The organism is Yersinia sp. 2540 StPb PI (assembly GCF_052217165.1).
Lineage (GTDB): Bacteria > Pseudomonadota > Gammaproteobacteria > Enterobacterales > Enterobacteriaceae > Yersinia > Yersinia enterocolitica_E.
The window spans coordinates 4,707,727-4,731,313 of the sequence record NZ_JAZGQC010000001.1 but is presented as its reverse complement, the minus strand read 5'-3'; the positions used below and the strand labels follow the sequence as shown (position 1 = coordinate 4,731,313).

Genomic DNA, 23,587 nt, shown 5'->3' with positions numbered 1-23,587 from the left:
AAGAAGAGCATGGCGCGAGGGGGGAGGGGATTTAGCGCGTTAGAGGTGCGCTGATGAATAAACATCGGCACATACTATAGGGTATGTGCCGGCTTATACTGGGTTTCCGTCTTCTGGCCGGTTGATGCCACTATGAATACTGGCTTTTAGCCAAGTTGCGTAAACATCGGTAATAACAAAGACAGTTTGATCACTACTGCATTGGCGATATCCAGGAAGAAAGCACCGACCATCGGTACAATCAGAAACGCAACGTGGGATGGCCCGAAACGTTCGGTAATCGCTTGCATATTCGCAATTGCTGTTGGGGTTGCCCCCAAACCTAAACCACAATGTCCAGCAGCAAGAACGGCCGCATCATAATTCTTTCCCATAATCCGATAAGTGACAAATATGGCATACAGAGCCATGGTTAGCGTCTGCACCAATAAAATCGCCAACATCGGTAATGCCAGAGACGCCAGTTCCCACAATCTTAGGCTCATCAGCGCTATTGCCAGAAAAAGGGAGAGGCTTACGTTACCGACTACGGAGACTGCACGGTCAAAAACCTGATAAAACCCGGTATAAGTGAGTAGATTACTAAGAATAACCCCGACAAATAAGACATAGACGAAGATCGGTAATTCAAATATAGATCCCGCCAGTAACCCCGTGATATAGCGACCAGCCATCAAACAAATGGCAATCATGGCGATAGTTTCTACTAATACCAGCGCAGTGATCATCCGCCCTGACTGAGGTTTCTCGAAGGTTGTGGGTTGCAAGGCATCTTCCGCTCTGCCATTGGGAGTGGCGGAATGTTTAATGAGATAAAGGGCAATAGGACCGGCGATCAAGCCACCTAATACCAAGCCGAAAGTTGCGCAGGCCATGGCAACTTCCGTAGCATTACTTAAGCCATAATTCTCCGCAAATACGGCACTCCAAGCTGCACCGGTGCCATGCCCTCCAGAAAGTGTTATGGTCCCCACCAGCAGCCCCATCAGTGGCTCCAGCCCCAGCATTTTGGCCATACCGATGCCAACCATATTTTGCAGTAACAGCAAACCGATAACGACCACAAAAAACTTTATCAATACCTTACCGCCAGCCCTTAAGCTTGCCAGATTCGCATTAAGGCCAATTGAGGCAAAAAAAGTCAGCATTAGCGGATCACGTAGTGATGTATCAAAGCTGGCTTCCCAACCGGTCGTCTGATGAATAAGCAGAAACAGTAATGCGAGCAGCAAACCACCCGCAATAGGTTCCGGGATAGCATATTTTTGCAGTAGAGGAATATTCTGGACACATTGCCTTCCTAGCAATAGCACCAGCGTTGCAGCAACGAGCGTACCATAAGCATCAAAGTGAAACATATCGAGGCCCCACACAGGTAAAAGTGATCTGTTATTTAAGTTTTTTTAAATAGGGCTAACAAACATATATTGGAGGATTCATGGTGACGCTCCTGATAACGGTGTGGCTAAGGAACTTTTTCGTGTAGGAATTCTATTAGCATAAAGAATAGCTAAATTAACGTTATCGCTTAATTAAAGCGTAGCACGACTTTCTTTTATCCTGTGTCTTTGGTGATGCTTTTCTGTATAACATGTTGTTTACAGCATAGATAATGGAATCTGGCATCACTTATTAGTTGCCTACCACCACAGAAAATAGCGGCTCGATAGCATTATGAATTTGCTCCGAGCGATAAAGCCCGGAGCTTGTAATCTATTAGCTAATAAACTCAACGGCCCCGCCATTGAGATTATACATTGCACCAACTATTTTAATTTTCCCCTCTTTCTCTAGTCCATTGAGAATGCTACTCCGGCTCCGTATTTCATTGATCGTATGCTGAACATTGGTTTTAGCAACGGCATCGACAAACTGATCATTTTTACCGGTTCTTTCTCCGTTAAATTGGGTTGCGTCAATTGCTGGCTTAATTTGATTTAACAAGCCGGTCAGATTACCGAGTTCTACGCCGTCGATTGCCCCCCGAACTGCGCCACACGAAGTATGCCCCAAGACCAGAACGACTTTTGCTCCCGCGGCCGCACAGGCAAACTCCATACTGCCCAATAAATCGTTATTGGCAATGTTACCGGCAATACGGGCATTAAATGTTTCACCAATCCCGGTATCAAAAAGAATTTCCGCCGGAGCCCGTGAGTCAATACAACTGAGAATAACCGCCGCGGGGAATTGACCTTCAGCACTGGCCCGTTTTTGAGCCAAATAATCATGCTGTTGCATTTTGCCTGCTCTAAAGCGGATATTCCCTTCTTTCATGCCAGCAATAATTTGCTCAGGAGTGAGTTTATCTCGCTCTTCACGCGTTAAAGCTGCTGCGTAAGATATCCCTGGTGTGGCTAGAGTTAATCCACTGGCGATACCAAGCACCGACATTCCTACCGCAGTTTTTAATAGTGAGCGCCGTTGTTTGGAATGTTTAATATCTGATTGATTGATTGGGGGTTGTGACATATTTATCTCCTCAAATATGATTTTCGGTACATTTTCATTTAGACACTATATGGAATAGCTGAATAGTGCTTATGAATGTAGCTTGCTATTGCTCAATAGTGAGCATTTCCAGATATTTCTTGTGGTATGAGTATCAATGAGTTAAGGAGAAAAACCCACGTGTGCGGGTTGGGCATATAAAGGCATTTAACGGCTAAACCCAATATTGTTATCAATTTAAGTTTTTCTTAAGCATCCATCATTACACTCCTTATTATCAGTAAAAGGAGCGATTATGAGCATGAATATTCAGGCACCTTACCCGTTGTTATTTGCTCAGAATGAGCAAGAAGAAAACGAACTGCAACAATATATTCAGCGGGAGTATAGCCGTGAGTTCAATGCCACTATCCCACATTTTTTACCTCATTTATTAGGACTGTATCGTGCCGATGGTGTCCTTATTGGTGCCTGTGGCCTGAATCGTGGTGATTTCGGGACACTTTATCTTGAGCACTATTTGGACGCACCTATTGAGGTGGTCATTGCAACGCAAACCGGGCATTCAGTTTTACGTAATCGTTTGGTTGAAATAGGTAATTTTGCTTGTTCGGAATCGGGAAATGCACGAATTATGTTTGCGGCTATTTGCCGGTTGTTATGTGAGAACCAGCTTATTACTTTCCTTGTTTGCGCCAATGCCCAGCATTTTTACTTTTCAAAGGAGGATACAACGATGATCCTTTTTGAACCGTTGGCGAAAATGGCGGCGCAAGACCCTCTGCGCCCTGCATTGTGCGATAGTTATCAGGTGATTAACTACGGTGAATTACTGCCCAAAATAGCGGCATTGGCAGAGAGGTTCCGCCACCAGAAAATAGCGCGACTGGCACTCTTGCTGGATAACGGCATTGACTGGGCCATTATCGATTTGGCTTGCGCATTAGCCAATATTGTTATGATACCGGTACCGGTTTTTTTCAGTAATGAACAGCAGAATTGGCTACTGGATAGTAGCGGTGCGGATGCTTTGATTGGCCCTGCGCGTGCGGGTTGGATATCCAAAATCAATGGGCTGTTTGCCAATATCCGGTGGTGGCAAAACAGAAAGAGTCCTGTTTGGAAAAACTCAGTACGATTGCAGATAAGGCCAGTTCAGCCAACGGGTCACGTGCTGATCTATTAATTTGGTCTGCTATCGTTAAAAGCAGTTGGGCAGGAGAGAAGGGGGGGCTGGGAGCATTGGATTTGGTTAAGGACGCGAAAGTTAAGCTGGAACTGGCAATAAAACTTGATGCTAATGCGTTGGATGGCTCTGCTTATACCAGCCTCGGAACCCTCTATTATCAGGTTCCTGGCTGGCCTATTGGTTTTGGCGATAAAAAACAAGCCGAACTGTAGCTAAAAAAGCGTTACAGGTGAATCCAAACGGCATAGATCCCAACTATTTCTATGGTGATTTCCTGTTGGAGCAAGGGCGTAAAGCGGATGCAAAAGTCTATTAACAAAAAGCACTGGCGGCCCCAGCACGTTTAGGCCGAGAATTGGCAGATAAAGGCCGTCATCAGGACATTCAACAGCGACTTGATAAACTCTGAAGTTTCACTCTAAAAGGTAGCGCCACGATGCACAGAGAACGGCATAGTATCGAAAAGATAGGCTGGCTGCGGGCCGCAGTTCTTGGCGCTAATGATGGGATTGTCTCTACCGCAAGTTTGTTATTGGGTGTCGCGTCAGCCAATGCCACACATCAAAGTATTCTTTTGACCGGCATTGCAGGTCTGGTTGCAGGTGCGATGTCGATGGCAACAGGGGAATATGTCTCGGTATCTTCTCAGTCAGATACAGAAAAGGCCGCATTGGCGGAAGAGCAAGCAGAACTGAACGCCGATTTTCAAGGTGAATATCGTGAGTTAACCTCGATTTATGTCCATCGCGGCCTTGATGTAGCACTGGCCAAGCAAGTGGCTGAAAAACTGATGAGCCATGATGCGTTAGGTGCTCACGCCCGTGATGAATTGGGGATATCTGAAATCACCACCGCTCGCCCATTACAAGCGGCCTGGGCTTCTGCGATGAGCTTCTCAGCGGGCGCAATACTGCCCTTGTTGGTGGCGTTTATTGTCACGGCTGACTGGGCAATTCCAGCCATTAGCCTGTCAGCATTGGCTTCTCTGGCTATTTTGGGGGGGATTGCCGCGAAAGCAGGCGGAGCGCCAATATGGCCAGGTATTATTCGAATTACCTTCTGGAGTGCGCTTGCGATGGGGGTATCATCGGGGGTTGGCATGCTATTTGGTTCAGTCACAAGCTGAAATCAGAATAGGGTAGATCTGACAATAGAACGTTTCATTTCAGCTAGTTAAAAGAGCTATTGGGTAACAGATACATCTTCCTCTGCTGCGGATTGGCTTAACATGTAGAAAGCTGCATCAGCCTAATTTCACCACCGTAATCCCTTTCTTCGTTCCTTGCTCAAACTTGTACAATTATTATTTTCTTGTACAAGTTTGTATTAACCCGCTATGGTTAATCTATAGGCGTTTTAGGCAAGGTAAATGGCATGGCGACATACAGTATCAGTGAGGTGGCGCAACTTTGTGGTATTAATCCAGTAACACTGCGTGCCTGGCAACGGCGTTATGGCTTGTTAAAACCACAACGTACTGAAGGTGGCCATCGGCAGTTCAATGACGACGATATTGTCCGTATCCGCACTATTGTGCGCTGGATAGAACGCGGCGTCCCGGTTAGCCAGATCAAACCTTTACTCGACGGTGGCACAGCACCTGACGACAGCACTAACTGGGTAACACTGCAACAACAGTTACTGGCGCTGATTCAGGCTCCCGCACCGCATAAACTCCGTAGCCGTATCTTTGAATTAGGGCGTGAATATCCACCTCAGGCTCTGATTGAATATGTGCTAAGACCATTACGTTCACAGCTTAAGAATGACCATCAATTGCTGCATATGCTGAGTCGTTTGCTGGATGGCGTGATCATTGAATACGCGACTTTTTGTATGCTGGGTGCACGCAAGAAGCCAGGCGAGAATGTATTACTACTGGGATGGGGAAACACCGATCCTACCGAGCTGTGGATGGCCGCCATCGTTCTGGCGAAAAACAATATGCATATCGATATTTTGCCGGGATCGCTGGAATCTCCGCAATTGGCTATGTTTAAGGCCGAACGCTACTTTCTCTGCACCGATGGCGTACTCAATACTGCCAAGCGGCGGCAATTAGCAGCTTGGTGCGATGCTGGCTTGAATATTACGCTTATCGATAACCATGCTCTGCTAATCCTTGCTTCGGAGCACTGCCATGAGTAACGCTGAAGCACTGCTGGCACGTTTTTCACAATTCTATACCACGCTGGATACAGCACGTCTGGTCGAGCTATCTGATGTTTATCATCGCGATATCCACTTTATCGATCCCGTCGGAGAACATCAGGGATTGAGTTCACTTGAAGCTTATTTTCAATCGCTGCTCAGTAACTTAAGCACTTGTAGCTTTACCCTCACTGACATTCAGCACCATGACCAACAAGCCTCTGTGTGCTGGCATATGACTTATGCCCATCCCCGTCTGCGCCGTGGCAGCTTGCTCAGTTTAGAGGGTATCAGCCAGTTACGCTTTGCTGAACAACGGGTCATCTATCAGCGTGATTACTACGATCTGGGTGCCATGCTGTATGAACATATACCGCTGCTCGGCGGGATTGTTGTCAAATTGAAGAAGAGGCTGCAAGCATGAAACACGTGGTGATCACCGGAGCCAGTTCCGGTATTGGGCAGCAATTGGCGCTCGATTATGCCGCCGAGGGCTGGCAGGTGACCGCCTGTGGACGTGATGAAACCCGGTTGATGGCACTTGGCGCGCATGATTCGGCAATTACGGCGCGTCATTTCGACATAACCGATTTGTCTGCTACGCGTAGCGCGTTGGCGCAATGTCCGGCCGATCTGGTTATTTTGTGTGCTGGAACCTGTGAATACCTTAATAACGGTGTCGTAGAGGCTGAACGGGTTGCACGGGTGCTTAATACTAATTTTCTTGGTCCGATCAATTGCTTAGATGCCCTGTTACCACAACTGTCGTCCGGGAGCAGGATCGCATTGGTGGGGTCAACAGCCAGCATCATCCCCATGTCGCGCGCAGAAGCTTATGGTGCCTCAAAAGCGGCACTTGCCTATTTTGCCCGCAGCCTGGCCGTGGATTTGGCAAAATCCGGTATTAATGTTTCGCTGATATTACCCGGTTTTGTTGCCACACCGCTGACTGACCGCAACGATTTTGCCATGCCGATGATAATCACCCCTAAGCAGGCTTCGCACTATATTCGCCGTGGCCTGGCAAAAGGGGCCGCTGAAATTGCTTTTCCCCCACTGTTCGCCGCGCTGTTACGACTAACAGCTCTACTTCCACAAGCTCTACAACGCTGGCTTGCCAAGCGTTTGGTGAGGTAATCCAATGAGAATCGCCATTATCGGCAGCGGGATTTCCGGTTTAACCTGTGCATGGAAGTTAGCTAAAAAACATCAGGTTACACTGTTTGAAGCCAATGATTATCCCGGTGGGCATACCGCGACCGTGGACGTCACGCTGGAAGGGCGCAGCTACGCTATCGATACCGGATTTATCATCTATAACGAGCGGACCTATCCGCAATTTATTGCTCTGTTGGCTGAATTGGGCATCAGTGGCCAAGCCACGGAGATGAGCTTCTCGGTTACGCATCCACGCAGTGGACTGGAGTACAACGGCCATACGCTCAATACTCTGTTTGCCCAACGCCGTAACCTGCTGAATCCACGCTTTTATCGCCTACTGGCAGAGATTATGCGTTTCAATCGCCAATGTAAGAAAAACCTGGCGAATGGCGGTATTACGGCTCAAACGGTGGACGATTTTCTGCAACAGGAAGGTTTTTCCCCCTATTTTGCCCAGCATTATTTGTTACCGATGGGGGCCGCTATCTGGTCTTCTTCAATGACTGATATGCGCCAGTTTCCATTAGCACTGTTTTTGCGCTTTTTCGATCACCACGGTCTGTTAGACATCACCAACCGCCCACAATGGTTTGTAGTGCCAGGCGGCTCGCGTGAATATGTGCGCCGCATGTTGGCCATAATGGCAGACAACCTGACATTGCACCTGAATATGCCAGTCCTGCGGGTTGAACGCCAACCACAAGGGGTGATACTTCATAGCGCCTTGGGGCAACAACATTTTGATCAGGTGATTTTTGCCTGCCATGCCGATCAGGCACTGCGTCTTCTGGCCGATGCCAGCCCGCAGGAGCAACGTGTTTTAGCTCAGTTGGGCTATCAAGCGAATGAAGTCATCCTGCATACCGATATTCGTGTGCTACCACGCCAGCGCCGTGCCTGGGCCAGTTGGAATTATCGCTTACCTGCCAGCGACGAGCATGCAGAGAACCAACTCGCCAGCGTGACTTACAACATGAATATTCTGCAAGGCTTGGATGCGCCACAGACCTTTTGTATCACACTCAACCCACAGCAACCGATTGAACCGGCGCTTATTCTGCGCCAGTTTAGTTATCACCACCCGGTATTCAATCAGACTACTGTACTGGCACAACAGCAGCGTTCGCTGATAAACGGGCAGCACAATACCTGGTTCTGCGGCGCTTACTGGTATAACGGATTCCACGAGGATGGGGTACGCAGTGCGCTGGACGTCACGCAGGTTTTGTTGCAGGAGAACGCCGCATGAATAGCGCCCTTTATGTAGGACATGTGCGCCATCGTCGCTTCAGCCCGGTCCAACACAGCTTTGATTACCAAATCTTCATGCCATTGATTGATCTTGATGAACTGACACAATTGCCCGCGCTGGGTATTGCGTTGGAACGCTTTGCCCCAGCGTCGTTTTATCGTGGCGATTATCTGGGTGGTGGCGATATTAAACACAAAGCGCAGCAACGCATTGCACAATTGACCGGCGAAAAGTTGAATGGCCGCGTGATGCTGTTGTGCCAGTTGCGCTATCTGGGATGTTACTTCAATCCCGTCAACTTTTACTATTTGTATAACGATGATGACAAACTGTGTTGGTTGTTGGCCGAAGTTCGTAATACCCCGTGGAATGAACGCCATACCTATGCCGTAAATCCAGAAGGTACCTCAACCATAGATAAAGTTTTTCATGTATCACCGTTTAACCCGATGGACATGACCTACCACTGGCGGCTCTCCGCCCCCGCACAGCGACTGCGCATTCATATCGAAAATCACCGTGTCAGCCGCGAATTTGACGCCACATTACTGCTTTATCGACACCCTCTAACGCGGGCAACGTTGCGCCGACAGTTATGGCTTCTGCCTCTAATGACACTGAAAACTGCCACCGCCATTTACTGGCAAGCACTGAAATTATGGCTGAAACGTACCCCCATTTACCCTCACCCCGCCGCCGGCGGCAAGGATGAACGATGAGTTCCTCAGAATACACCCTCGCCGATAGCACCCCTTTTTCGGGTCACAATAAAGGTGCTCGTCGCATTATTTTTACCTTGCTACAGCAGTTGCAAGGGGGCGGATTATTGCTGCGTGAAGCCGGTGTCGGTGAAATCCAGTTTGGTGATACCCAAGCCCCGCTACAGGCTGAAATTGAGGTTTATGATCCCCGTGTTTACCGCCGAATACTGTTGGGTGGCAGCATTGCTGGTGGAGAAAGCTACATTGACGGTTATTGGAGCAGTCCTGATCTAACTCGCCTGCTTCAGTTGCTGGCCAGTAACATGCAGTTGGTCGATAAGATGGAGGCCCGTTTAAGTTGGCTGACCGCCCCTTGGCATCGGCTGGTGCACCTGCTACGTGATAATAGTAGGCGGCAGGCACGGCGTAATATTGCCGCACATTACGATCTGGGTAACAGCTTCTATCAGCAGTTTCTCGACAGTGAAATGCTTTATTCCAGTGCGTTGTACAGCGAAACGGAGATGACATTGGAACAGGCGCAACAGGCTAAAATGCGTCGCTTGTGCCAACAGTTAGATTTGCAACCGCAAGATCATCTGTTGGAGATCGGTACTGGGTGGGGAGCGCTGGCGGAATTTGCCGCGCGTGAGTATGGCTGTCGCGTCACCACCACGACTATCTCGCAGGAACAGTACGTTTATGCCCAACAGCGTATTAAGCAAGCTGGATTAGAGGATCGCGTTACTCTGTTGTTTGAGGATTACCGTGAGTTGACGGGGCAATATGACAAACTGGTCTCGGTCGAAATGATCGAAGCCGTAGGCAAACGTTTTCTGCCTCTATTTATCAAACGTTGCCAGCAGCTACTGAAACCTAAAGGCAAAATGGTGTTACAGGCGATCACCATTACCGACCAGCGTTATCAGCAATACAGCAGCAATGTGGATTTTATCCAGCGTTACGTCTTCCCCGGGGGCTTCTTGCCATCGATAACCGCGCTGTGCGATACCCTCACACGCCATAGCGATCTGGTGATGTGTGACCTGTTCGATATTGGCCGTGACTATGCCCGCACGCTGCAACAATGGCGTGAGCGTTTTGAGCAGAATTGGCCTTTATTACACAATCAGGGATTTGACGAACGTTTTCAGCGCCAGTGGCGATTTTACCTGTGCTATTGCGAAGCTGGTTTTCTGGCGCGATCCATCAGTACCGTACAACTGAGTGCTGAGCGTCGATGAGATTGGGCACCGGATTTTGGCTAACCACGCTCGGTTTTGATGCCTATTGGACGCTGGCCATTATTTGGCGTGAACAAGTAATGCTTTTTCTACTTCTGGGCGCTGCGCTGGCACTGATATTTACCCCGCGGCAACAGCGTATATGGGTCCTGTTAGCGGCGCTACTGGGTATTACCATGGATGCGTTTTGGTGCTATCTCGATATCTTTAAATTTGCTGGAGGGGGCGGTGTTCCCATATGGATGTGCGCATTGTGGCTTACTTTCACTAGCTGGTTTTATTGGCTACTGAGACGGATTATCCCGACGGTGAAAACAGTGGTGTTGTTAGGTGCGCTTACCGGCCCACTAGCCTATGTTATCGGCTGGAAATTGAATGCGATGACTCCACAAATCGCACCTGAAATGATGATCCTCACCCTATCTTTAGGGTGGGCTATTTATCTGCCAGTTGTCAGTTGGCCAATACTACGCAGGAGAATTGAATGAAGATGCTGTTAACTTTTCTTCTTTGTCTGAGTACTCAGATGGCACAGGCCAGCGATTGGACCACGTGGCCGACGGTAGGCAGTGCCACGCTACGTTGGGGGCCCTTTGATATTTATTTTTCAGTATTGCGCACACCGAGCGGACGCTATGAGGAAGGGGGATGGCCGCAGGCACTCAGTATTAACTATCAGCGTTCTATCACCCAAGAAGAGCTGGTGAACGCGACACAAGAACAATGGCAAGCCATGAAAATCAGCGTGTCTGCAGCACAGCAGCAGCGTTGGCTCAAGCAGATAGCGACTATCTGGCCGGCAGTAACCTCTGGCAGCCAACTCACTTTCGTGGGTGATAATACTGGCGGACAATTTTATTATCGTGCGCCATCTAATCCATATATTAAGCCGATTGGTGATCGTTTCGACCGTGCTTTCCGAGATGCATTTCTCGCTATCTGGTTGTCACCGACGACACAATATCCTGACTTACGGCAACAATTGACTGGAGGTATCTGATGAATATCAAAAGCCTGTTACTGGTTTTCCTGTTTGTACTGGCTGGATGCAGTGCAGATATCAATGACTATCAAAACAATAAACCTAGTTTCGATTTGTTCGGCTACTTCAGCGGCGAAACCCGCGCCTGGGGAATGTTGCAGAATTATCAGAATAAACAGACTCGCCGTTTTGAGGTGGTTATCCAGGGAGATGTTGTCGGCAATACCCTGACGCTCAACGAGAAGTTTGTTTTTGCTGATGGCGAACACCAGACCCGTATCTGGCGCATCATCAGAAACGCGGATGGCAGCTATCAGGGGACGGCAGGGGATATCATTGGCGTGGCCCATGGTTATACCGCAGGTAATGCTTTCAACTGGCGTTATGATATGGACGTGAAAACAGAGAACGGCAGCATAAAACTGCACTTTGATGACTGGCTGTATCGCCAGGATGATACCCATTTGTTCAACCAGACATCACTGCGCAAATTTGGTGTTGAAGTCGCCAAAGTGACACTGTTTTTTGAAAAGAAAAGCTAACGTTCTGTTGGTGGGTGCAAAAATTCATCGAGCTTTTGGGTCGCTAATGTGGCCGTTCTAAGTCCATCACCAATACACAATTTCTATTTTTATTTGCCGAATCTGCGAAATAAAAACCAAAAAGGAAGGTTGTATTATCATGACTCAGATTTTCACTTTAACATTATCCCCTTCGCTAGACAGCGCAACAACGACGCCCAAAATCTACCCTGAAGGAAAACTACGTTGCACGGCACCTATTTTTGAGCCGGGTGGTGGCGGTATTAATGTCGCTCGTGCTGTTGTTTATCTTGGTGGTCAAGCTCATGCAATTTTTCCTATTGCTGGCCCTACAGGGGAGCACTTGAAAGAATTGCTTGATCGGGAAGGTATTGAGACGAAAACGCTGAAAACGCAGGATTGGACACGGCAGAACATGCATGTCCACGTAGACAACAGTGGTGAACAGTATCGTTTTGTTATGCCAGGGGCGCGATTGAGTGATGCTGAGTTTGATCTACTGGTACTACAAGTGCAAAACATCCCTTCAGGATCGATTTTGGTTATTAGCGGTAGTTTGCCGCCAGGTACGGGTATTGAAAAATTAGTTCACCTGATTCAGCAGGCTAAAGCTATGGGATTGCAGTGCATCATTGATAGCTCTGGCGATGCATTAAAAGCGAGCTTAGATTTGGGGGGGCTTGCTTTGGTAAAACCTAATCAGAATGAGCTATCGGCCCTTATAGGGCGGGAGTTGAAGCACCCTGATGATGTACGCCATGCTGCTAAGGAATTGGTTAATCGTGGCGCTGCCGAGCGAGTCGTGGTGTCGCTTGGGCCACAGGGAGCATTAGCAGTCGATCGTGATAACTGGGTACAAATCGTTCCCCCGCCGGTGAAGAAGATGAGTACCGTTGGGGCAGGGGACAGTATGGTTGGCGCAATGACACTGAAACTGGCAAAGGGTGCAGACCTGTTTGAGATTGTACGTTTTGGTGTTGCCGCAGGTAGCGCGGCAACACTTAATCTTGGCACGCGCCTTTGTTCATTGGAAGATACTCAACGCCTGTATGACTATATTTGTAAGAGTTCGCATCATCCTATCAGTTGGTAATGAACCGGATGCCAGCTCGTGACCTGAATGCGTGGGCAACGCGTTTAGCTAACAAAGAAAACCCGCAGCGGACTGAACTCAATGCCCTAAATATTTGGGGCATTTTTAGGGCTGAAAATGGGTTTTAAATTTATACCTTGGTGCTTTCATACTGAACCCACTGAATGTTGCAATCAGTTCCCGAAGAGGGGCCTAAGCTGGAACCCCAGAAATTTTCGCTGTGTAAATGCGCCAGCATTCGAACCAGTCCGCACCATTACTTACGCGGGTTATCAGTGCTGTTGTCCGACGGCTGGCGCGATTTTATCCGGAAAAAGAACCTATACATGATCTCACAGTGAGGCTTTCTGTCTCTGGCGATTGATACCTATTTCTTAGTCAGCCAGGGAGATGTAGTGCTCCAGAAGATGATATCTGCGCCAAGATAATCGTCGGCAAATTGTACAAACTCATCCTTGCTAAATGGCTTACCCGTATTGGGGTTCTTGTAGGTCAACGTCGGCTCCTGCACTGCCATGGCAATGAGTGCTAGCTTACTTTTGTATTTGTTGAAGAACGGATATGAGTTCTTCATTTGCGCTTTGCGGTTGGGAACAATATCTGGGCCGCCAAGTCCAATATTATTGGCACTCGCGAACTCAAACAGCCGGCCCATGTAATTGTGGTCGTTGTTCCATTCGCACGGCCAGAAATTGACATATTGCACCACATGGGATTTGGTGAACACCTTTCGCGCAAAGGTGAGATTTTCCATTTCGCCTGCAAAATAGTTATCGCAGGAAAATCCCTTGGGTAGCTTTTTCTCGTCAAGATCAATGGCTGTTTCGGGTAGGTTCACACCATAGACTCGACCATCGAAACGCTCTGCAATCGCTGCCAACAGAGCCTGATAACGTTGGCGCACAGCAGGATCCCATTGCTGTGCCACCCAACCCGAACCACTCGGCTTTCCTTCGCCAGGATTGTCAAATTGTGGCGATATCCCCCCACCGTACCTGGCATCATTCATCAGATAATCAGGAACGTACCTGGCATTCTGTTCGAAAAACCGATCCTGGATCTGGATGAAAAGTTTTTTATTGGCTACCTTAAGACGAGCCAAGTCCTTCTCAATTTGCGAGAAGTTGTATTTGTTCTTCTCAGGTTCGAGTGAGCGCCAATTGTAAACGATCTGTGCACCGCCAATGTCGCTACGCGCGATAATGACTGATGCCGTTTCGAGGTCGCCAGAGCTGGTATAGACAAAGTTTTCTGGCATTTTAGCTAATATGGGCAGTGTCGCAGTAAGCAGTGTTATTGCGACAGTGAGCCTAATGCTTTTGGTCACGAGATTATCCCTTTTTGAAGGTTCGGTTAGTGGGACATGACTTTTACACGTCCCAGACTGATGAGTTATCAATGTGATATAAACCCACAATCAGACCCAGCCAAGCAATTTTTCCCCATCTGGACGCAACTCCCCATTTGGGGGATACATGTCTGTAGCGAGTTTCATGGGGATCACTGAATAATAGATGAATAGCCTAAGTTTTCATTACAAAGCCATTTTTTTGCAATAAATCTGGTTCGATCATGATATGTTTGCAAAATTAATCACTCGCGATTGCACGGGAGACATCGACTATGTTGGACAAGTCTGCATTATTACGCGTTAGCGCGCTGGCGGCATCCTTGATGCTGGTTGCCTGTAACCAGAATTCCGGTGCCAGCACTGCTGCGGTTGGAAATGTACAATCCCGCGAGCAGGCAGTCTTGCCGACCACGGCGATTGAACAGAATATACCATCGGCTGTGACAGTCGCGGCTGAAATACCGGCGGGATGCCGGATCCAGTCATCCGGCGAGTGGAAGGCATCTGTATATGCGCAGCCGCCCAGGCTTATAGTGTCAGGCGAGGTTGAAACTTCTACCGGTGGATATGAGGTCATGCTTGAGCGTGGCGGGGCTGGTCTCAATCCAGCTATCGTAATGATGGAACTGAAGGTCGTTCCGCCGCCCGCCGACGCGATGGTATCGCAAATGATTACACCCCATTCGGTAAAGACTGAAGTACCTGACATGAGTCGTGACCTGACGCGAGTTGTTATCAACTGTGGTGGTGGAAAGCTCGCGGAGATAGCAGCAATCTCGGTGCTGAACTGAGCAACCCATTGGATGATGTCGCGGGAGCTGTGTTCCGTGGCAGTGGTGGCCCAGCGCCACCTCGGCCCTGGGATACGTATCCAGCCACGCCTGCCCATTCTCGCTGTCAAAGAAGGCCTTCACTGTTCCCAGACTCTGATTACCCATCGAAGCATATTTGACCAGTGATTTATAGTGGTCCAGGTCGCCACGGACCTGAAGTTGCTCAAACAATGCGTTGGCTTCTGCAAGCAATAGCGGTTCCCGCTTTTTCTTCTCCCGCGCAGTTGCTTTCAGTACTTTATTTCTGGTCACTGTGTCAGCAAGCGTTCGCCGCCCTTGTTCTTTCCAATTGCTGCGCGAACATCGTTTGGAACCAGGCCACAGGCATATAGCACTGATAGATCACTTGCACACTGCCATCCGTTCTGCGCGCCAGTGTGCGGGTATCCAGTACTTCCCCATGAGACGGGAGTCATTCGGGGAGGCAGTCATCGCGCGAATGGTATCCACACTGACCTTATCGTTACAGGAATTCAATGACAGGATAGCGGGGAACACCATAAAACATCTTTTCATCATTATTCGTGTATCTCGAATGACCAATATGTGACGGACTCAGTGATAGCCAAAAATATCAGCATTACGCATTGATTTTATGCTTGATGCCACAGCCTCTATCAGAGACCCTGGCTATACAGTCTCTCTGAGTCTCTTGCATTAGCCTGCGTTTTAAATCCCCATGATCCCATTGACCTACATTTTATCTTTACGGACCGTTAATAACGGCCATTCGAAAGTTTTAGACTCCAGAAGGAATCGAAGGTAATCACTCGATATGGAGATGGAGAAATCCAAAAATGAACAGCCTCAGTGGCCGAATACGTTGGTAGTGAGTTTATGCTTCCGTATGATTAATACGCCGTGCTTGCTCATACCGCGCTCCCCAGTATTTATTATCAAGCTTTGAGATGGTCACACCCACGCTGCTCGAGGCATGGATAAATTTGCCCTCCCCGATGTAAACACCCACGTGTCGTGTTTGTCGTGAGGTTTTGAAAAAAACCAGATCGCCTGTATCTAAAGCTTCCTTGGTGATCCGAGATCCTTGTTTCATTTGTTCCTGGGCACTTCTTGGCAAACTCAGGGAAAACTCATCTTCAAAAATGCGCTGCATATAAGCAGAACAATCGATACCTTTACGTGTGTTCCCGCCAAGCTTGTAACTGACACCTTCCCACTCGTCATAATGGGTCAGGATTTTTTTGAGTTTTTGTGTCTCATGACGCCCAGACGCCGACTGGATTGACGCATTTTGTAAGGATGATGAGCTCACCAATTTCCCTGAGGGTTCGGCAAGCGCGGGAAATGTAAATAAAGAGACAATCGCAATCATAACGGGGGTTATAGTCTTAAACATAAGGGTATCTAAAATATGAGGTGAATGGCTTTCCTTGGTTAACGCATTGACTAAAATCCTTCTGGAGAGCGGCATTCTACACATTAAAGCTCATAAAAGAAGCACTAATAGTACATTTAATGAGCTATTCTGTGGTGCAAAAGTCTGACTTTTACTGTAACTCGTTAATGAATATATAAACTTCAGACAATTATTCATTTTTAATTAGCAGTAAATACTCACATCGTTGAATCATATTCAATGGTTTATTTAGAGCGCTTGGATGAAAAGTATTTCCATATGTAAGCAGTAGTTTTTATATGTTTATTGTTATTCAAGTCTTCGCCCACATTTTATATCCCAGCCTTTGCTCCTCATTATCTATATCGTTTGATTTTATATTATGGATGATAATTATTATCATCTAAGTGCCGTTTTTTTTGAAAATCAAGCCTGTTTTACCAGATTTTAATTTCAAATATTTTATTTTTTTAGGATTTTTATTTTATATATATTGTTTTTTTAAGTTTAATAACTCAGATAAGTCAGTGGATTTAGCGATTAAGCATGGTTTTATCTCTGCGCTTTACTTTTCAATGTTCCTTAATCGTTATTAAAACACTTGAATATTTATTTTTTAATTAAAAAACAATGCATTATATTATTTTTTACTGAAAAACAAGGTGAGTATATAGGGTGACCATACATTAAAAAGGCTCAATATATAATCACATTCCTACAAAAAAGTAGGAATTTTATTTTATATGTGTAGGTTTAATTACCTGGATAGCAAGATTATTTTCGTTGCTGTGGTGAAATAGATTATTTTATTCTTTAAATTAAAAACATAATAAGCTGCTAAAATGATCTAAATCAATATTAACGGTTACTTTTTAAGATAATGACGATCTAAAAATCCTTGTTCTAGATCAACAACGGAATATAATGCTAGTAATTTACCTTGATTGCAGACCATTGATCTGTGATATCGGTGTTTACTAGATGAATCGATCGCGTATACTTCAATCCATAGCAAGAGAGTACAGCGATAAGGACATTTCAAGTTTCTAAAATGCTTTATATACAGTACGGACATTGTGAATATTAGAAACCCGCTTTACTCCTACTATTAAAAGATATTTAAAGTATCGTTTTCGCTACCAAGCACACACATTGAGTTTCGACATTTATTGGATTGTTAAAAGAACTCATCAACTGGTCTTATTGTCCAGCAGCGATAAATAGATATCTAATGGATTCTTGTGGAATAACCACAATCGAATTAACACACAACAGTACCGAGTTATTTAACTCATACATCTATTACTAATTGGAAATTTAAATGAAAAAGTTAGCTATTATTGCCTCAATCGTTGCTGCATTCGCGGGTGTTAACGCTGCTCAAGCCGCTTCTACCGGTACCATCACTTTTAACGGTGAACTGACAGCATCTACTTGTGACGTATCCGTCGACGGCCAGGGTGCAGACGCAACTGTGGTACTGCCAACTGTCGGTACTAACCAACTGACTGCAGCGACTCAAGTTGCTGGTAGCACAGGCTTTAACATGGCACTGAGCAACTGTGCTGGCACCCTGAAAACAGTTTCGGCTTTCTTTGAAGCAGGCCCAAGTGTTGATGTGGTTACCGGTCACCTGAAAAACGTAAGCGGTACTGCTGGTCAGGTTAGCCTGGAACTGATGGACGGTTCTAACGCCATGGCGCCAATTAAAGCCGGTAACAGCAACCAGACGACCAGCACCACTTATATTGATGCTGCTACAGGTTCTGCAACACTGCCGTATGCGGTTCAATATTATGCTGATGGCGCAACCACTGCCGGTACTGTTGTCAGCAACGTGGTTTACTCTATTCAATACAAATAAGTATTAACGAGTAACACAGAAATATAAAAGGGCAGATATCTGCCCTTTTTGACGATAAGCACTAAAATTAAAGCATGCACACATTCATTAAGTGTCGAGGTTGTTATGAACAGCACTAACCGTTTTTTATTAACTGTCTTCTCAGCCTTGTTCTTGATTCTATTTGTCGGACGCTCTGTTCAGGCCAGTGTGGTTATTACCGGCACCCGGGTAATTTATCCGGAAAAACAAAAAGAAGTGACGGTAAAGGTGAATAACACCGGCACCGGCCCGGTGGTATTACAAAGCTGGATTGATAACGGGGATGTGAATGCCCGCCCGGAAACGTTAAAAGTGCCTTTTGTACTGACACCACCGATTAACCGGGTTGAGCCGAATAAAAGTCAGACACTGCGCATCAGTTATACCGGTGCGGCTTTACCAAAAGATAAAGAATCTGTTTTTTGGTTAAATGTCTTAGAGATACCGGCTAAAGCGGATGCGGGTAGCAGCCAGAACTATTTACAGATGGCCTACCGTTCCCGTATTAAATTGTTCTTCCGTCCCACCGGTTTGGTCGGTAATCCCAATGATGCCGCACAATCTTTAGTCTGGACCAAAGTCCCCGGCGGACTTAAAGCCACCAATCCGACACCGTTTCATGTTTCGTTGGTCACGGTGGGGATAACGGGCAGTAAAACAGCGCCGGTTGAAGGCCAAATGATTAGCCCTAATAATTCGCTGACCTTTTCGTTACCGGGAAATACCGGCGGCAATAACGTTGATTTTGAATTTATTAATGATTATGGCGCACTCAATAAACTGAGTCAGCCCATTAAACCTTAATTTAATTTATCAATAACAGCCCTACATAGCGTCCGCTGATGACCACATTTATTTCGTGGGGGCGGAATACGTCTGTACACTACGGAATAATTGAATAATGAAACACCCTGCAATCACATTCTCTGCAGAATTGTCTGCCCGTAGTGGTCGTTTAACGCCCGTGGCGGCTGCCCTTATTGCTGCTTTTTTATCGCCGGCTGTTTTGGCTGTTGAGAGCGTTGAGGCCAACGCATCCCCTCAGACTGGTCATTCCCAGTCGGCCGAGTTTGACAGTATCTTTCTCAATACCGAACACGGTGGTTCCGGCATTGATTTAAGCCGCTTCTCGAAAGGGGGCAGCGTGTTACCCGGCACTTACCGGGCTGACATTTATTTAAACAATACCCTGATTGGCAATGAGAATGTGGAGTTTAAGGCCCGCGACGATAAAAGTGTCCATGCCTGCTTATCCTCGTCGGTCATTGCCAGTCTTAATCTCAAGACAGAAGCATTGCCGCCTGAATCACTGGCCCCGCTGAAAAAAGAGGACGGCTGTGTTGATCTGGCGTCGCTGATCCCCGATGCCCAGGTGGCCTTTGACAGCGGCGAACAACGGCTGGATATCGCTATTCCCCAGGCATTGTTACTCCGTACCGCCCGTGGCACCGTCAATCCGGCCTTGTGGGACAGCGGCGTGACGTCAGGGATGTTGGGCTATTCACTCAATGGCTACAGCTCCTCCGCCAACGGACAGACATTTAACTCGGCTTTTGCCGGGATTAACACCGGGCTAAACCTCGGCTCATGGTATTTCCGTCATAACGGCTCGTATAACTGGCAAGAAGACGGTGACAGCAAATACACCAGTATTAACAGTTATGTGCAGCGGGATGTCCCGGCTGCGCTGGGCCGGGTGTTGCTGGGGCAATCCAATACCACCGGGCAGTTATTCGATACCGTGCCTTTTACCGGGGCACAATTCAGCACCGATGACCGCATGTTGCCAGAGTCCCTGCGTGGTTATGCGCCGGAAGTGCGCGGGATTGCCCGCACCAATGCGCTGGTGACCGTGCGCCAGAGTGGTCAGGTGTTATATGAAACCACGGTTTCGCCGGGCGAATTTATCATTGATGACCTCTATCCGACCGGCTACGGCGGCAATCTGGATGTCACGGTGCGTGAAGCCGACGGCAGCACACAGAACTTCCAGGTGCCGTTTGCGGCAGTGGCGCAATTGCTGCGCCCCGGTTCGCAGCGCTACAGCCTGACGGTGGGTAAAGTGCGCAATGATTCGCTCTCCTTTACCCCGGGTCTTTATCAGGGAACCTATCAGCGTGGTCTGAACAACAGCATTACCGGTTATACCGGGGCGCAGGCCAGTGAAGACTATTATGCCGTGCAGGTCGGGACTGCGTTCAGTACCCCGATTGGGGCGGTGGCGGTCGACGTGACCCAGGCCAATACCCGCCTGCGTAACGGCAATGAAAGTGGCCAGAGCTATCAGGTCAGTTACAGCAAGGTGATTGCTGAAACCAACAGTAACCTGAGTGTGGCGGCGCACCGCTTTTCGACTCAGGGCTATCTCGATTTCGCCACGGCGATGCAAACCCTTGATGCTGAACGTCAGGGCTATGACGCCAACAGTATCTACCGGGCAAAAAACCGCTTAACCGTGACCGCCAATCAGGGATTACCGGACGGCTGGGGCCAGATGTATATCAGTGGTTCTTTGCAGGATTACTGGAATAAAGGTGGCAGTGACCAGCAGTATCAGGTGGGTTACAGCAACAACTATAAAAGCATGACCTACGGCGTCAGCGTGAACCGCAGCCGCTCCGGGTTTGGCGAGATGCAAAATACTTATCTGGTCAGTATGAGTTTCCCATTAGGGCGTAATGACCAGCAGAACGTGCCGCAAATGCGACTGGAAATGAACCGCAATGGTCAGGGCAACTGGGGCGAACAGGCATCGGTTTCAGGCAGTGCCGGCGAGCAAAGCCAGTTCAGTTATGGGGCGACCGCCATGAACAGCAACGGCGGGTCGGGGGCCAGTGGCAGTGTCAATGGTCAGTACCGCGGTTCTAAAGCCACCAGTATGGCGTCTTACGGTGGCGGTCGCGACTATCAGAGTGGCTCGGTCGGCATTTCAGGCAGCATGATTGCCCACCCCGGCGGCGTGACATTAACGCCGTACAGCAGTGAGACCTTTGCGGTGGTGGAAGCGAAGGGCGCTGAAGGGGCCGAAGTGTCCGGTTACTCCGGCGTGAAAATTGACTCCCGGGGTTATGCCGTGGTGCCGTACCTGAGTGCCTATCAGATGAATGAGATAACCATCGATCCGAAGGGGACCTCTTATGACGTGGAGCTGGAATCCACCAGTCAGAAAGTGGCGCCGAATGCCGGAGCGGTGGTGATGGTGAAATATAAAAGTACCAAGGGCTATCCGATATTGGTCAATGCCACCCAGTCAGATGGCGAGCCGGTGCCGTTTGGGTCGCAAGTATTAGACACCAAAGGCCAGGTAGTGGGTTCTGTCGGTCAGGGGGGTCAGATTTATGCGCGGGTGAGCGAGGAGCGTGGCCGTTTGCAAGTCAGTTGGGGTGAAGGTACCGGCCAGCAATGTTACCTGAACTATATTCTGCCGCCGCAATTAGCCAACGGTAAAGCCAGCGCGATGATGCGGTTTACCTCGACCTGTGTGCCTCAGGGTCAGGTTGATGAGCGTCGGGCCACGACCATAAAAAGTGAGTGATACGGGGTTATACAGTGGTGCCGTATCAGATGGATGAAGTCTGATACGAAAGGGACCTCTTATGGCGTGGAGCTGAGGTCAACCAGTAAGAATATTACCCTTAATGCTAGCGCATTGGTGAAATACAACACCCAACAAGGTACCTCAACTTTAGTAAAAGGTGAGCCTGTTACCTTTAGTGCCGATGTGTGTGTTTTATATGGGGTTAGGTGGAACTACTGATGTTTGTAATCAAAGGACCAAAACAGATTCAGATACAGCAGGTTAGCTCTGTCTGTTCTCTAGGGAATACTTCCTGGCCGATAGAAAGAAAAGTGGCTCAAGTACAGATTAATACTGGCAGTAGCTAATCAAGCATTGCATTGACCAGTACAACGGGAGAAACGAGAAATGAGATTTTCTATAAGATTTATCATGATTTTATCAGCATTAATCCCCTTGATACTGATGAAAAGCGTAATGGCAGCCTGTGCGTTTGCACCAGACAGTGCACTCAAGCAGGTTGTTAATGTTTCCATGCCATTAGTTGGGGTGATCACGAACATTGGCGCTGATAATGCAGATGGTACTTTTGCTTACACGCAATACTATCAACCTACGTTTCCTATACCTAAAATTACGTGTAGCTCACCAGGTCAGTTTTATCAGATTTCTGAGTTTTCCAGCAGACCTCTCCCTCTGGCGTTGTGGAATACAGGTAATTGGGCGGGTAAGCTTTATGAAAGTGGAGTCCCTGGTTTAGCTGTTGGTATATCAGTTAACCGAGCAAGCAACTCAATGTTTCCGGCTAGTCAGGCTTCAACCGTATGTACAAACGTATCTACATGTTCTATAGCTGCAGGTTCATTTGCCCTTGGGATGTCGTTCTTGAAAACAGGGCCACTTACGGCAGGAGGTGTTATTAGGGGGAGCGACCTGCCTTGCACCGTACAATCATTTGGTCAGGCAGGGGATACCGTTGAGATCGTCCGTACCTGCTATACCGGTACGCTCGTCGTTGTTTCTCAGACCTGTACTACTCCAGATGTTAATGTCCAAATGGGTACATTTGATGTAAACAGAACCTTTACCGGGATTGGCACATCGACTTCGTGGAAAGATGCGTCGATCAACCTCACCAATTGTCCAAGGTTTTATGGGCGGTTTCGTAGTGGAACAGATGTATTTTATTCGGACGATGGCACTTCAGGAACAGGAACGCCGACCAAAAATACGCTTTCTCTACTCTTAACGCCAAATACGTCTATTATTAATAGCGCAAGCGGTATTATTGGCCTGAGCACAGGGTCTACCAGCGCAACAGGTATTGGTATCCAGTTAGCAAGAGGCCAGATAAGCGATCCCTCTCCAGTACCAATAAACTTATCATCTTTGACGACCAAAACAATGGAAAATGATACGGCAACTACCGCTAAGTTTCCACTGGTCGCTCGTTATATACAAACTAATTCGACGGTAACACCGGGAAAGGCTAATGCCGCTGTAACGTTTACCATTAATTATTATTAGTTGAAATCATATTTCCCTCCTAAAATCATTAGGGGGAAGTGGTTAACTTGAACTCAATCGCAACCAGTTAAGATAAAAATGACAATATAGTCAGCTATTTTAAGTATTGACATCTGAAAAGAAATTCACTAATAGTCTGTGTCAAACTTAATATACATACTGCTTAATATATCATGAGTGTAACTATTATTTTTTTGTTGGACGGATAGAAAACTATTTTTACGATTAACCACTATTAAACCAGGATGGATAAAGAGACCCGGGACGGTCTCAACGCATACTCTTTGATCCACACCAGATATTTGATTTGCGTTTAACTGTTTGTTTATTCGATTAATCGTTAGATAATCT

The 23,587-nt window shown here is 47.5% G+C and carries 22 protein-coding genes; 17 read left to right on the top strand and 5 right to left on the bottom strand.

The genetic code is table 11. The annotated features are described in order from the left end of the window. Positions 1 to 146: 146 nt before the first annotated feature. Both gltS and V1956_RS22215 read right to left on the bottom strand, forming a co-directional pair. Entirely contained in the window at positions 147 to 1,358 is a 1,212-nt protein-coding gene (gltS, locus tag V1956_RS22220; RefSeq protein ID WP_372560603.1) for a sodium/glutamate symporter, read from the bottom strand. Between the two features lie 358 nt (positions 1,359 to 1,716). Beyond that, the gene (locus tag V1956_RS22215) at positions 1,717 to 2,472 is read right to left on the bottom strand and encodes a carbonic anhydrase (protein ID WP_083162603.1); all 756 of its coding nucleotides are present in this window, start codon (positions 2,470 to 2,472) and stop codon (positions 1,717 to 1,719) included. A 274-nt stretch (positions 2,473 to 2,746) separates the two neighbouring features. Between V1956_RS22215 and V1956_RS22210 the strand changes: the two genes are divergently transcribed. The 13 genes from V1956_RS22210 (at position 2,747) to pfkB (ending at position 12,766) form a co-directional block, all read left to right on the top strand. Beyond that, positions 2,747 to 3,637, top strand: coding sequence for a thermostable hemolysin (locus V1956_RS22210; protein ID WP_442825704.1), 891 nt, complete (start codon positions 2,747 to 2,749; stop codon positions 3,635 to 3,637). After that, positions 3,571 to 3,852 carry a hypothetical protein gene (locus tag V1956_RS22205; protein ID WP_442825703.1) on the top strand — a complete coding sequence of 94 codons (282 nt, stop codon included), beginning with the start codon at positions 3,571 to 3,573 and terminating at the stop codon, positions 3,850 to 3,852. Before V1956_RS22210 ends, V1956_RS22205 begins: the two co-directional genes overlap by 67 nt. A gap of 224 nt (positions 3,853 to 4,076) precedes the next feature. Then, positions 4,077 to 4,766, top strand: coding sequence for a VIT1/CCC1 transporter family protein (locus tag V1956_RS22200; RefSeq protein ID WP_083162615.1), 690 nt, complete (start codon positions 4,077 to 4,079; stop codon positions 4,764 to 4,766). Positions 4,767 to 5,014: 248 nt separating this feature from the next. Then, positions 5,015 to 5,788 (top strand): MerR family transcriptional regulator, encoded by a 774-nt coding sequence (locus tag V1956_RS22195; protein WP_372560606.1) that lies wholly within the window; start codon positions 5,015 to 5,017, stop codon positions 5,786 to 5,788. Then, a complete protein-coding gene (locus tag V1956_RS22190; protein WP_372560607.1) occupies positions 5,781 to 6,215 on the top strand; it encodes a nuclear transport factor 2 family protein in 435 nt (144 codons plus the stop codon). Before V1956_RS22195 ends, V1956_RS22190 begins: the two co-directional genes overlap by 8 nt. After that, positions 6,212 to 6,928 carry an SDR family NAD(P)-dependent oxidoreductase gene (locus V1956_RS22185; protein ID WP_372560608.1) on the top strand — a complete coding sequence of 239 codons (717 nt, stop codon included), beginning with the start codon at positions 6,212 to 6,214 and terminating at the stop codon, positions 6,926 to 6,928. Before V1956_RS22190 ends, V1956_RS22185 begins: the two co-directional genes overlap by 4 nt. A gap of 4 nt (positions 6,929 to 6,932) precedes the next feature. Further along, positions 6,933 to 8,201, top strand: a complete 1,269-nt coding sequence (locus tag V1956_RS22180) for an NAD(P)/FAD-dependent oxidoreductase (RefSeq protein ID WP_442825702.1) — start codon at positions 6,933 to 6,935, stop codon at positions 8,199 to 8,201. Further along, positions 8,198 to 8,923: a DUF1365 domain-containing protein gene (locus V1956_RS22175; RefSeq protein WP_083162624.1), complete on the top strand. Its 726-nt coding sequence runs from the start codon at positions 8,198 to 8,200 to the stop codon at positions 8,921 to 8,923. Before V1956_RS22180 ends, V1956_RS22175 begins: the two co-directional genes overlap by 4 nt. Further along, positions 8,920 to 10,149 (top strand): class I SAM-dependent methyltransferase, encoded by a 1,230-nt coding sequence (locus tag V1956_RS22170; RefSeq protein WP_372560610.1) that lies wholly within the window; start codon positions 8,920 to 8,922, stop codon positions 10,147 to 10,149. The genes V1956_RS22175 and V1956_RS22170 overlap by 4 nt, the downstream gene beginning before the upstream one ends. Continuing rightward, positions 10,146 to 10,637, top strand: a complete 492-nt coding sequence (locus tag V1956_RS22165) for a DUF2878 domain-containing protein (protein WP_083162628.1) — start codon at positions 10,146 to 10,148, stop codon at positions 10,635 to 10,637. The genes V1956_RS22170 and V1956_RS22165 overlap by 4 nt, the downstream gene beginning before the upstream one ends. Continuing rightward, the gene (locus V1956_RS22160; RefSeq protein WP_372560612.1) at positions 10,634 to 11,149 is read left to right on the top strand and encodes a hypothetical protein; all 516 of its coding nucleotides are present in this window, start codon (positions 10,634 to 10,636) and stop codon (positions 11,147 to 11,149) included. Before V1956_RS22165 ends, V1956_RS22160 begins: the two co-directional genes overlap by 4 nt. Beyond that, entirely contained in the window at positions 11,149 to 11,673 is a 525-nt protein-coding gene (locus tag V1956_RS22155; RefSeq protein ID WP_372560613.1) for a DUF3833 domain-containing protein, read from the top strand. Before V1956_RS22160 ends, V1956_RS22155 begins: the two co-directional genes overlap by 1 nt. A 139-nt stretch (positions 11,674 to 11,812) precedes the next feature. Beyond that, positions 11,813 to 12,766 (top strand): 6-phosphofructokinase II, encoded by a 954-nt coding sequence (gene pfkB / locus V1956_RS22150; RefSeq protein WP_083162632.1) that lies wholly within the window; start codon positions 11,813 to 11,815, stop codon positions 12,764 to 12,766. Between the two features lie 367 nt (positions 12,767 to 13,133). Here the strand turns inward: pfkB and V1956_RS22145 are convergent, their stop codons facing one another. The 3 genes from V1956_RS22145 to V1956_RS22135 all read right to left on the bottom strand — a co-directional run bounded on the left by V1956_RS22145 (position 13,134) and on the right by V1956_RS22135 (position 16,382). Continuing rightward, positions 13,134 to 14,024, bottom strand: a complete 891-nt coding sequence (locus V1956_RS22145; RefSeq protein ID WP_442825841.1) for a hypothetical protein — start codon at positions 14,022 to 14,024, stop codon at positions 13,134 to 13,136. 331 nt (positions 14,025 to 14,355) lie between these two features. Further along, positions 14,356 to 14,826, bottom strand: a complete 471-nt coding sequence (locus V1956_RS22140; RefSeq protein WP_372560614.1) for a hypothetical protein — start codon at positions 14,824 to 14,826, stop codon at positions 14,356 to 14,358. A 959-nt stretch (positions 14,827 to 15,785) separates the two neighbouring features. Next, positions 15,786 to 16,382 carry an NlpC/P60 family protein gene (locus V1956_RS22135; RefSeq protein ID WP_372560615.1) on the bottom strand — a complete coding sequence of 199 codons (597 nt, stop codon included), beginning with the start codon at positions 16,380 to 16,382 and terminating at the stop codon, positions 15,786 to 15,788. Positions 16,383 to 17,628: 1,246 nt separating this feature from the next. Between V1956_RS22135 and V1956_RS22130 the strand changes: the two genes are divergently transcribed. The 4 genes from V1956_RS22130 (at position 17,629) to V1956_RS22115 (ending at position 23,236) form a co-directional block, all read left to right on the top strand. Continuing rightward, entirely contained in the window at positions 17,629 to 18,171 is a 543-nt protein-coding gene (locus tag V1956_RS22130; RefSeq protein WP_442825701.1) for a fimbrial protein, read from the top strand. A 105-nt stretch (positions 18,172 to 18,276) separates the two neighbouring features. Further along, on the top strand, positions 18,277 to 18,996 hold the full coding sequence (locus tag V1956_RS22125) for a fimbrial biogenesis chaperone (RefSeq protein WP_442825700.1): 720 nt from the start codon (positions 18,277 to 18,279) through the stop codon (positions 18,994 to 18,996). Positions 18,997 to 19,093: 97 nt separating this feature from the next. Continuing rightward, positions 19,094 to 21,727, top strand: a complete 2,634-nt coding sequence (locus V1956_RS22120; RefSeq protein ID WP_442825699.1) for a fimbria/pilus outer membrane usher protein — start codon at positions 19,094 to 19,096, stop codon at positions 21,725 to 21,727. A 414-nt stretch (positions 21,728 to 22,141) separates the two neighbouring features. Continuing rightward, positions 22,142 to 23,236: a fimbrial protein gene (locus tag V1956_RS22115; protein WP_442825698.1), complete on the top strand. Its 1,095-nt coding sequence runs from the start codon at positions 22,142 to 22,144 to the stop codon at positions 23,234 to 23,236. Positions 23,237 to 23,587: the final 351 nt, after the last annotated feature.

Coding starts and splice junctions, on each gene's coding strand:
- V1956_RS22200 (WP_083162615.1), top strand. CDS start 4,077: ATGCACAGAGAACGGCATAGTATCGAAAAGATAGGCTGGCTGCGGGCC.
- V1956_RS22140 (WP_372560614.1), bottom strand. CDS start 14,826: ATGTCAGGTACTTCAGTCTTTACCGAATGGGGTGTAATCATTTGCGAT.
- gltS (WP_372560603.1), bottom strand. CDS start 1,358: ATGTTTCACTTTGATGCTTATGGTACGCTCGTTGCTGCAACGCTGGTG.
- V1956_RS22190 (WP_372560607.1), top strand. CDS start 5,781: ATGAGTAACGCTGAAGCACTGCTGGCACGTTTTTCACAATTCTATACC.
- V1956_RS22175 (WP_083162624.1), top strand. CDS start 8,198: ATGAATAGCGCCCTTTATGTAGGACATGTGCGCCATCGTCGCTTCAGC.
- V1956_RS22130 (WP_442825701.1), top strand. CDS start 17,629: ATGAAAAAGTTAGCTATTATTGCCTCAATCGTTGCTGCATTCGCGGGT.
- V1956_RS22115 (WP_442825698.1), top strand. CDS start 22,142: ATGATTTTATCAGCATTAATCCCCTTGATACTGATGAAAAGCGTAATG.
- V1956_RS22210 (WP_442825704.1), top strand. CDS start 2,747: ATGAGCATGAATATTCAGGCACCTTACCCGTTGTTATTTGCTCAGAAT.
- V1956_RS22215 (WP_083162603.1), bottom strand. CDS start 2,472: ATGTCACAACCCCCAATCAATCAATCAGATATTAAACATTCCAAACAA.
- V1956_RS22185 (WP_372560608.1), top strand. CDS start 6,212: ATGAAACACGTGGTGATCACCGGAGCCAGTTCCGGTATTGGGCAGCAA.
- V1956_RS22180 (WP_442825702.1), top strand. CDS start 6,933: ATGAGAATCGCCATTATCGGCAGCGGGATTTCCGGTTTAACCTGTGCA.
- V1956_RS22155 (WP_372560613.1), top strand. CDS start 11,149: ATGAATATCAAAAGCCTGTTACTGGTTTTCCTGTTTGTACTGGCTGGA.
- V1956_RS22120 (WP_442825699.1), top strand. CDS start 19,094: ATGAAACACCCTGCAATCACATTCTCTGCAGAATTGTCTGCCCGTAGT.
- V1956_RS22135 (WP_372560615.1), bottom strand. CDS start 16,382: ATGCCGCTCTCCAGAAGGATTTTAGTCAATGCGTTAACCAAGGAAAGC.
- V1956_RS22165 (WP_083162628.1), top strand. CDS start 10,146: ATGAGATTGGGCACCGGATTTTGGCTAACCACGCTCGGTTTTGATGCC.
- V1956_RS22160 (WP_372560612.1), top strand. CDS start 10,634: ATGAAGATGCTGTTAACTTTTCTTCTTTGTCTGAGTACTCAGATGGCA.
- V1956_RS22145 (WP_442825841.1), bottom strand. CDS start 14,024: ATGCCAGAAAACTTTGTCTATACCAGCTCTGGCGACCTCGAAACGGCA.
- pfkB (WP_083162632.1), top strand. CDS start 11,813: ATGACTCAGATTTTCACTTTAACATTATCCCCTTCGCTAGACAGCGCA.
- V1956_RS22195 (WP_372560606.1), top strand. CDS start 5,015: ATGGCGACATACAGTATCAGTGAGGTGGCGCAACTTTGTGGTATTAAT.
- V1956_RS22170 (WP_372560610.1), top strand. CDS start 8,920: ATGAGTTCCTCAGAATACACCCTCGCCGATAGCACCCCTTTTTCGGGT.
- V1956_RS22125 (WP_442825700.1), top strand. CDS start 18,277: ATGAACAGCACTAACCGTTTTTTATTAACTGTCTTCTCAGCCTTGTTC.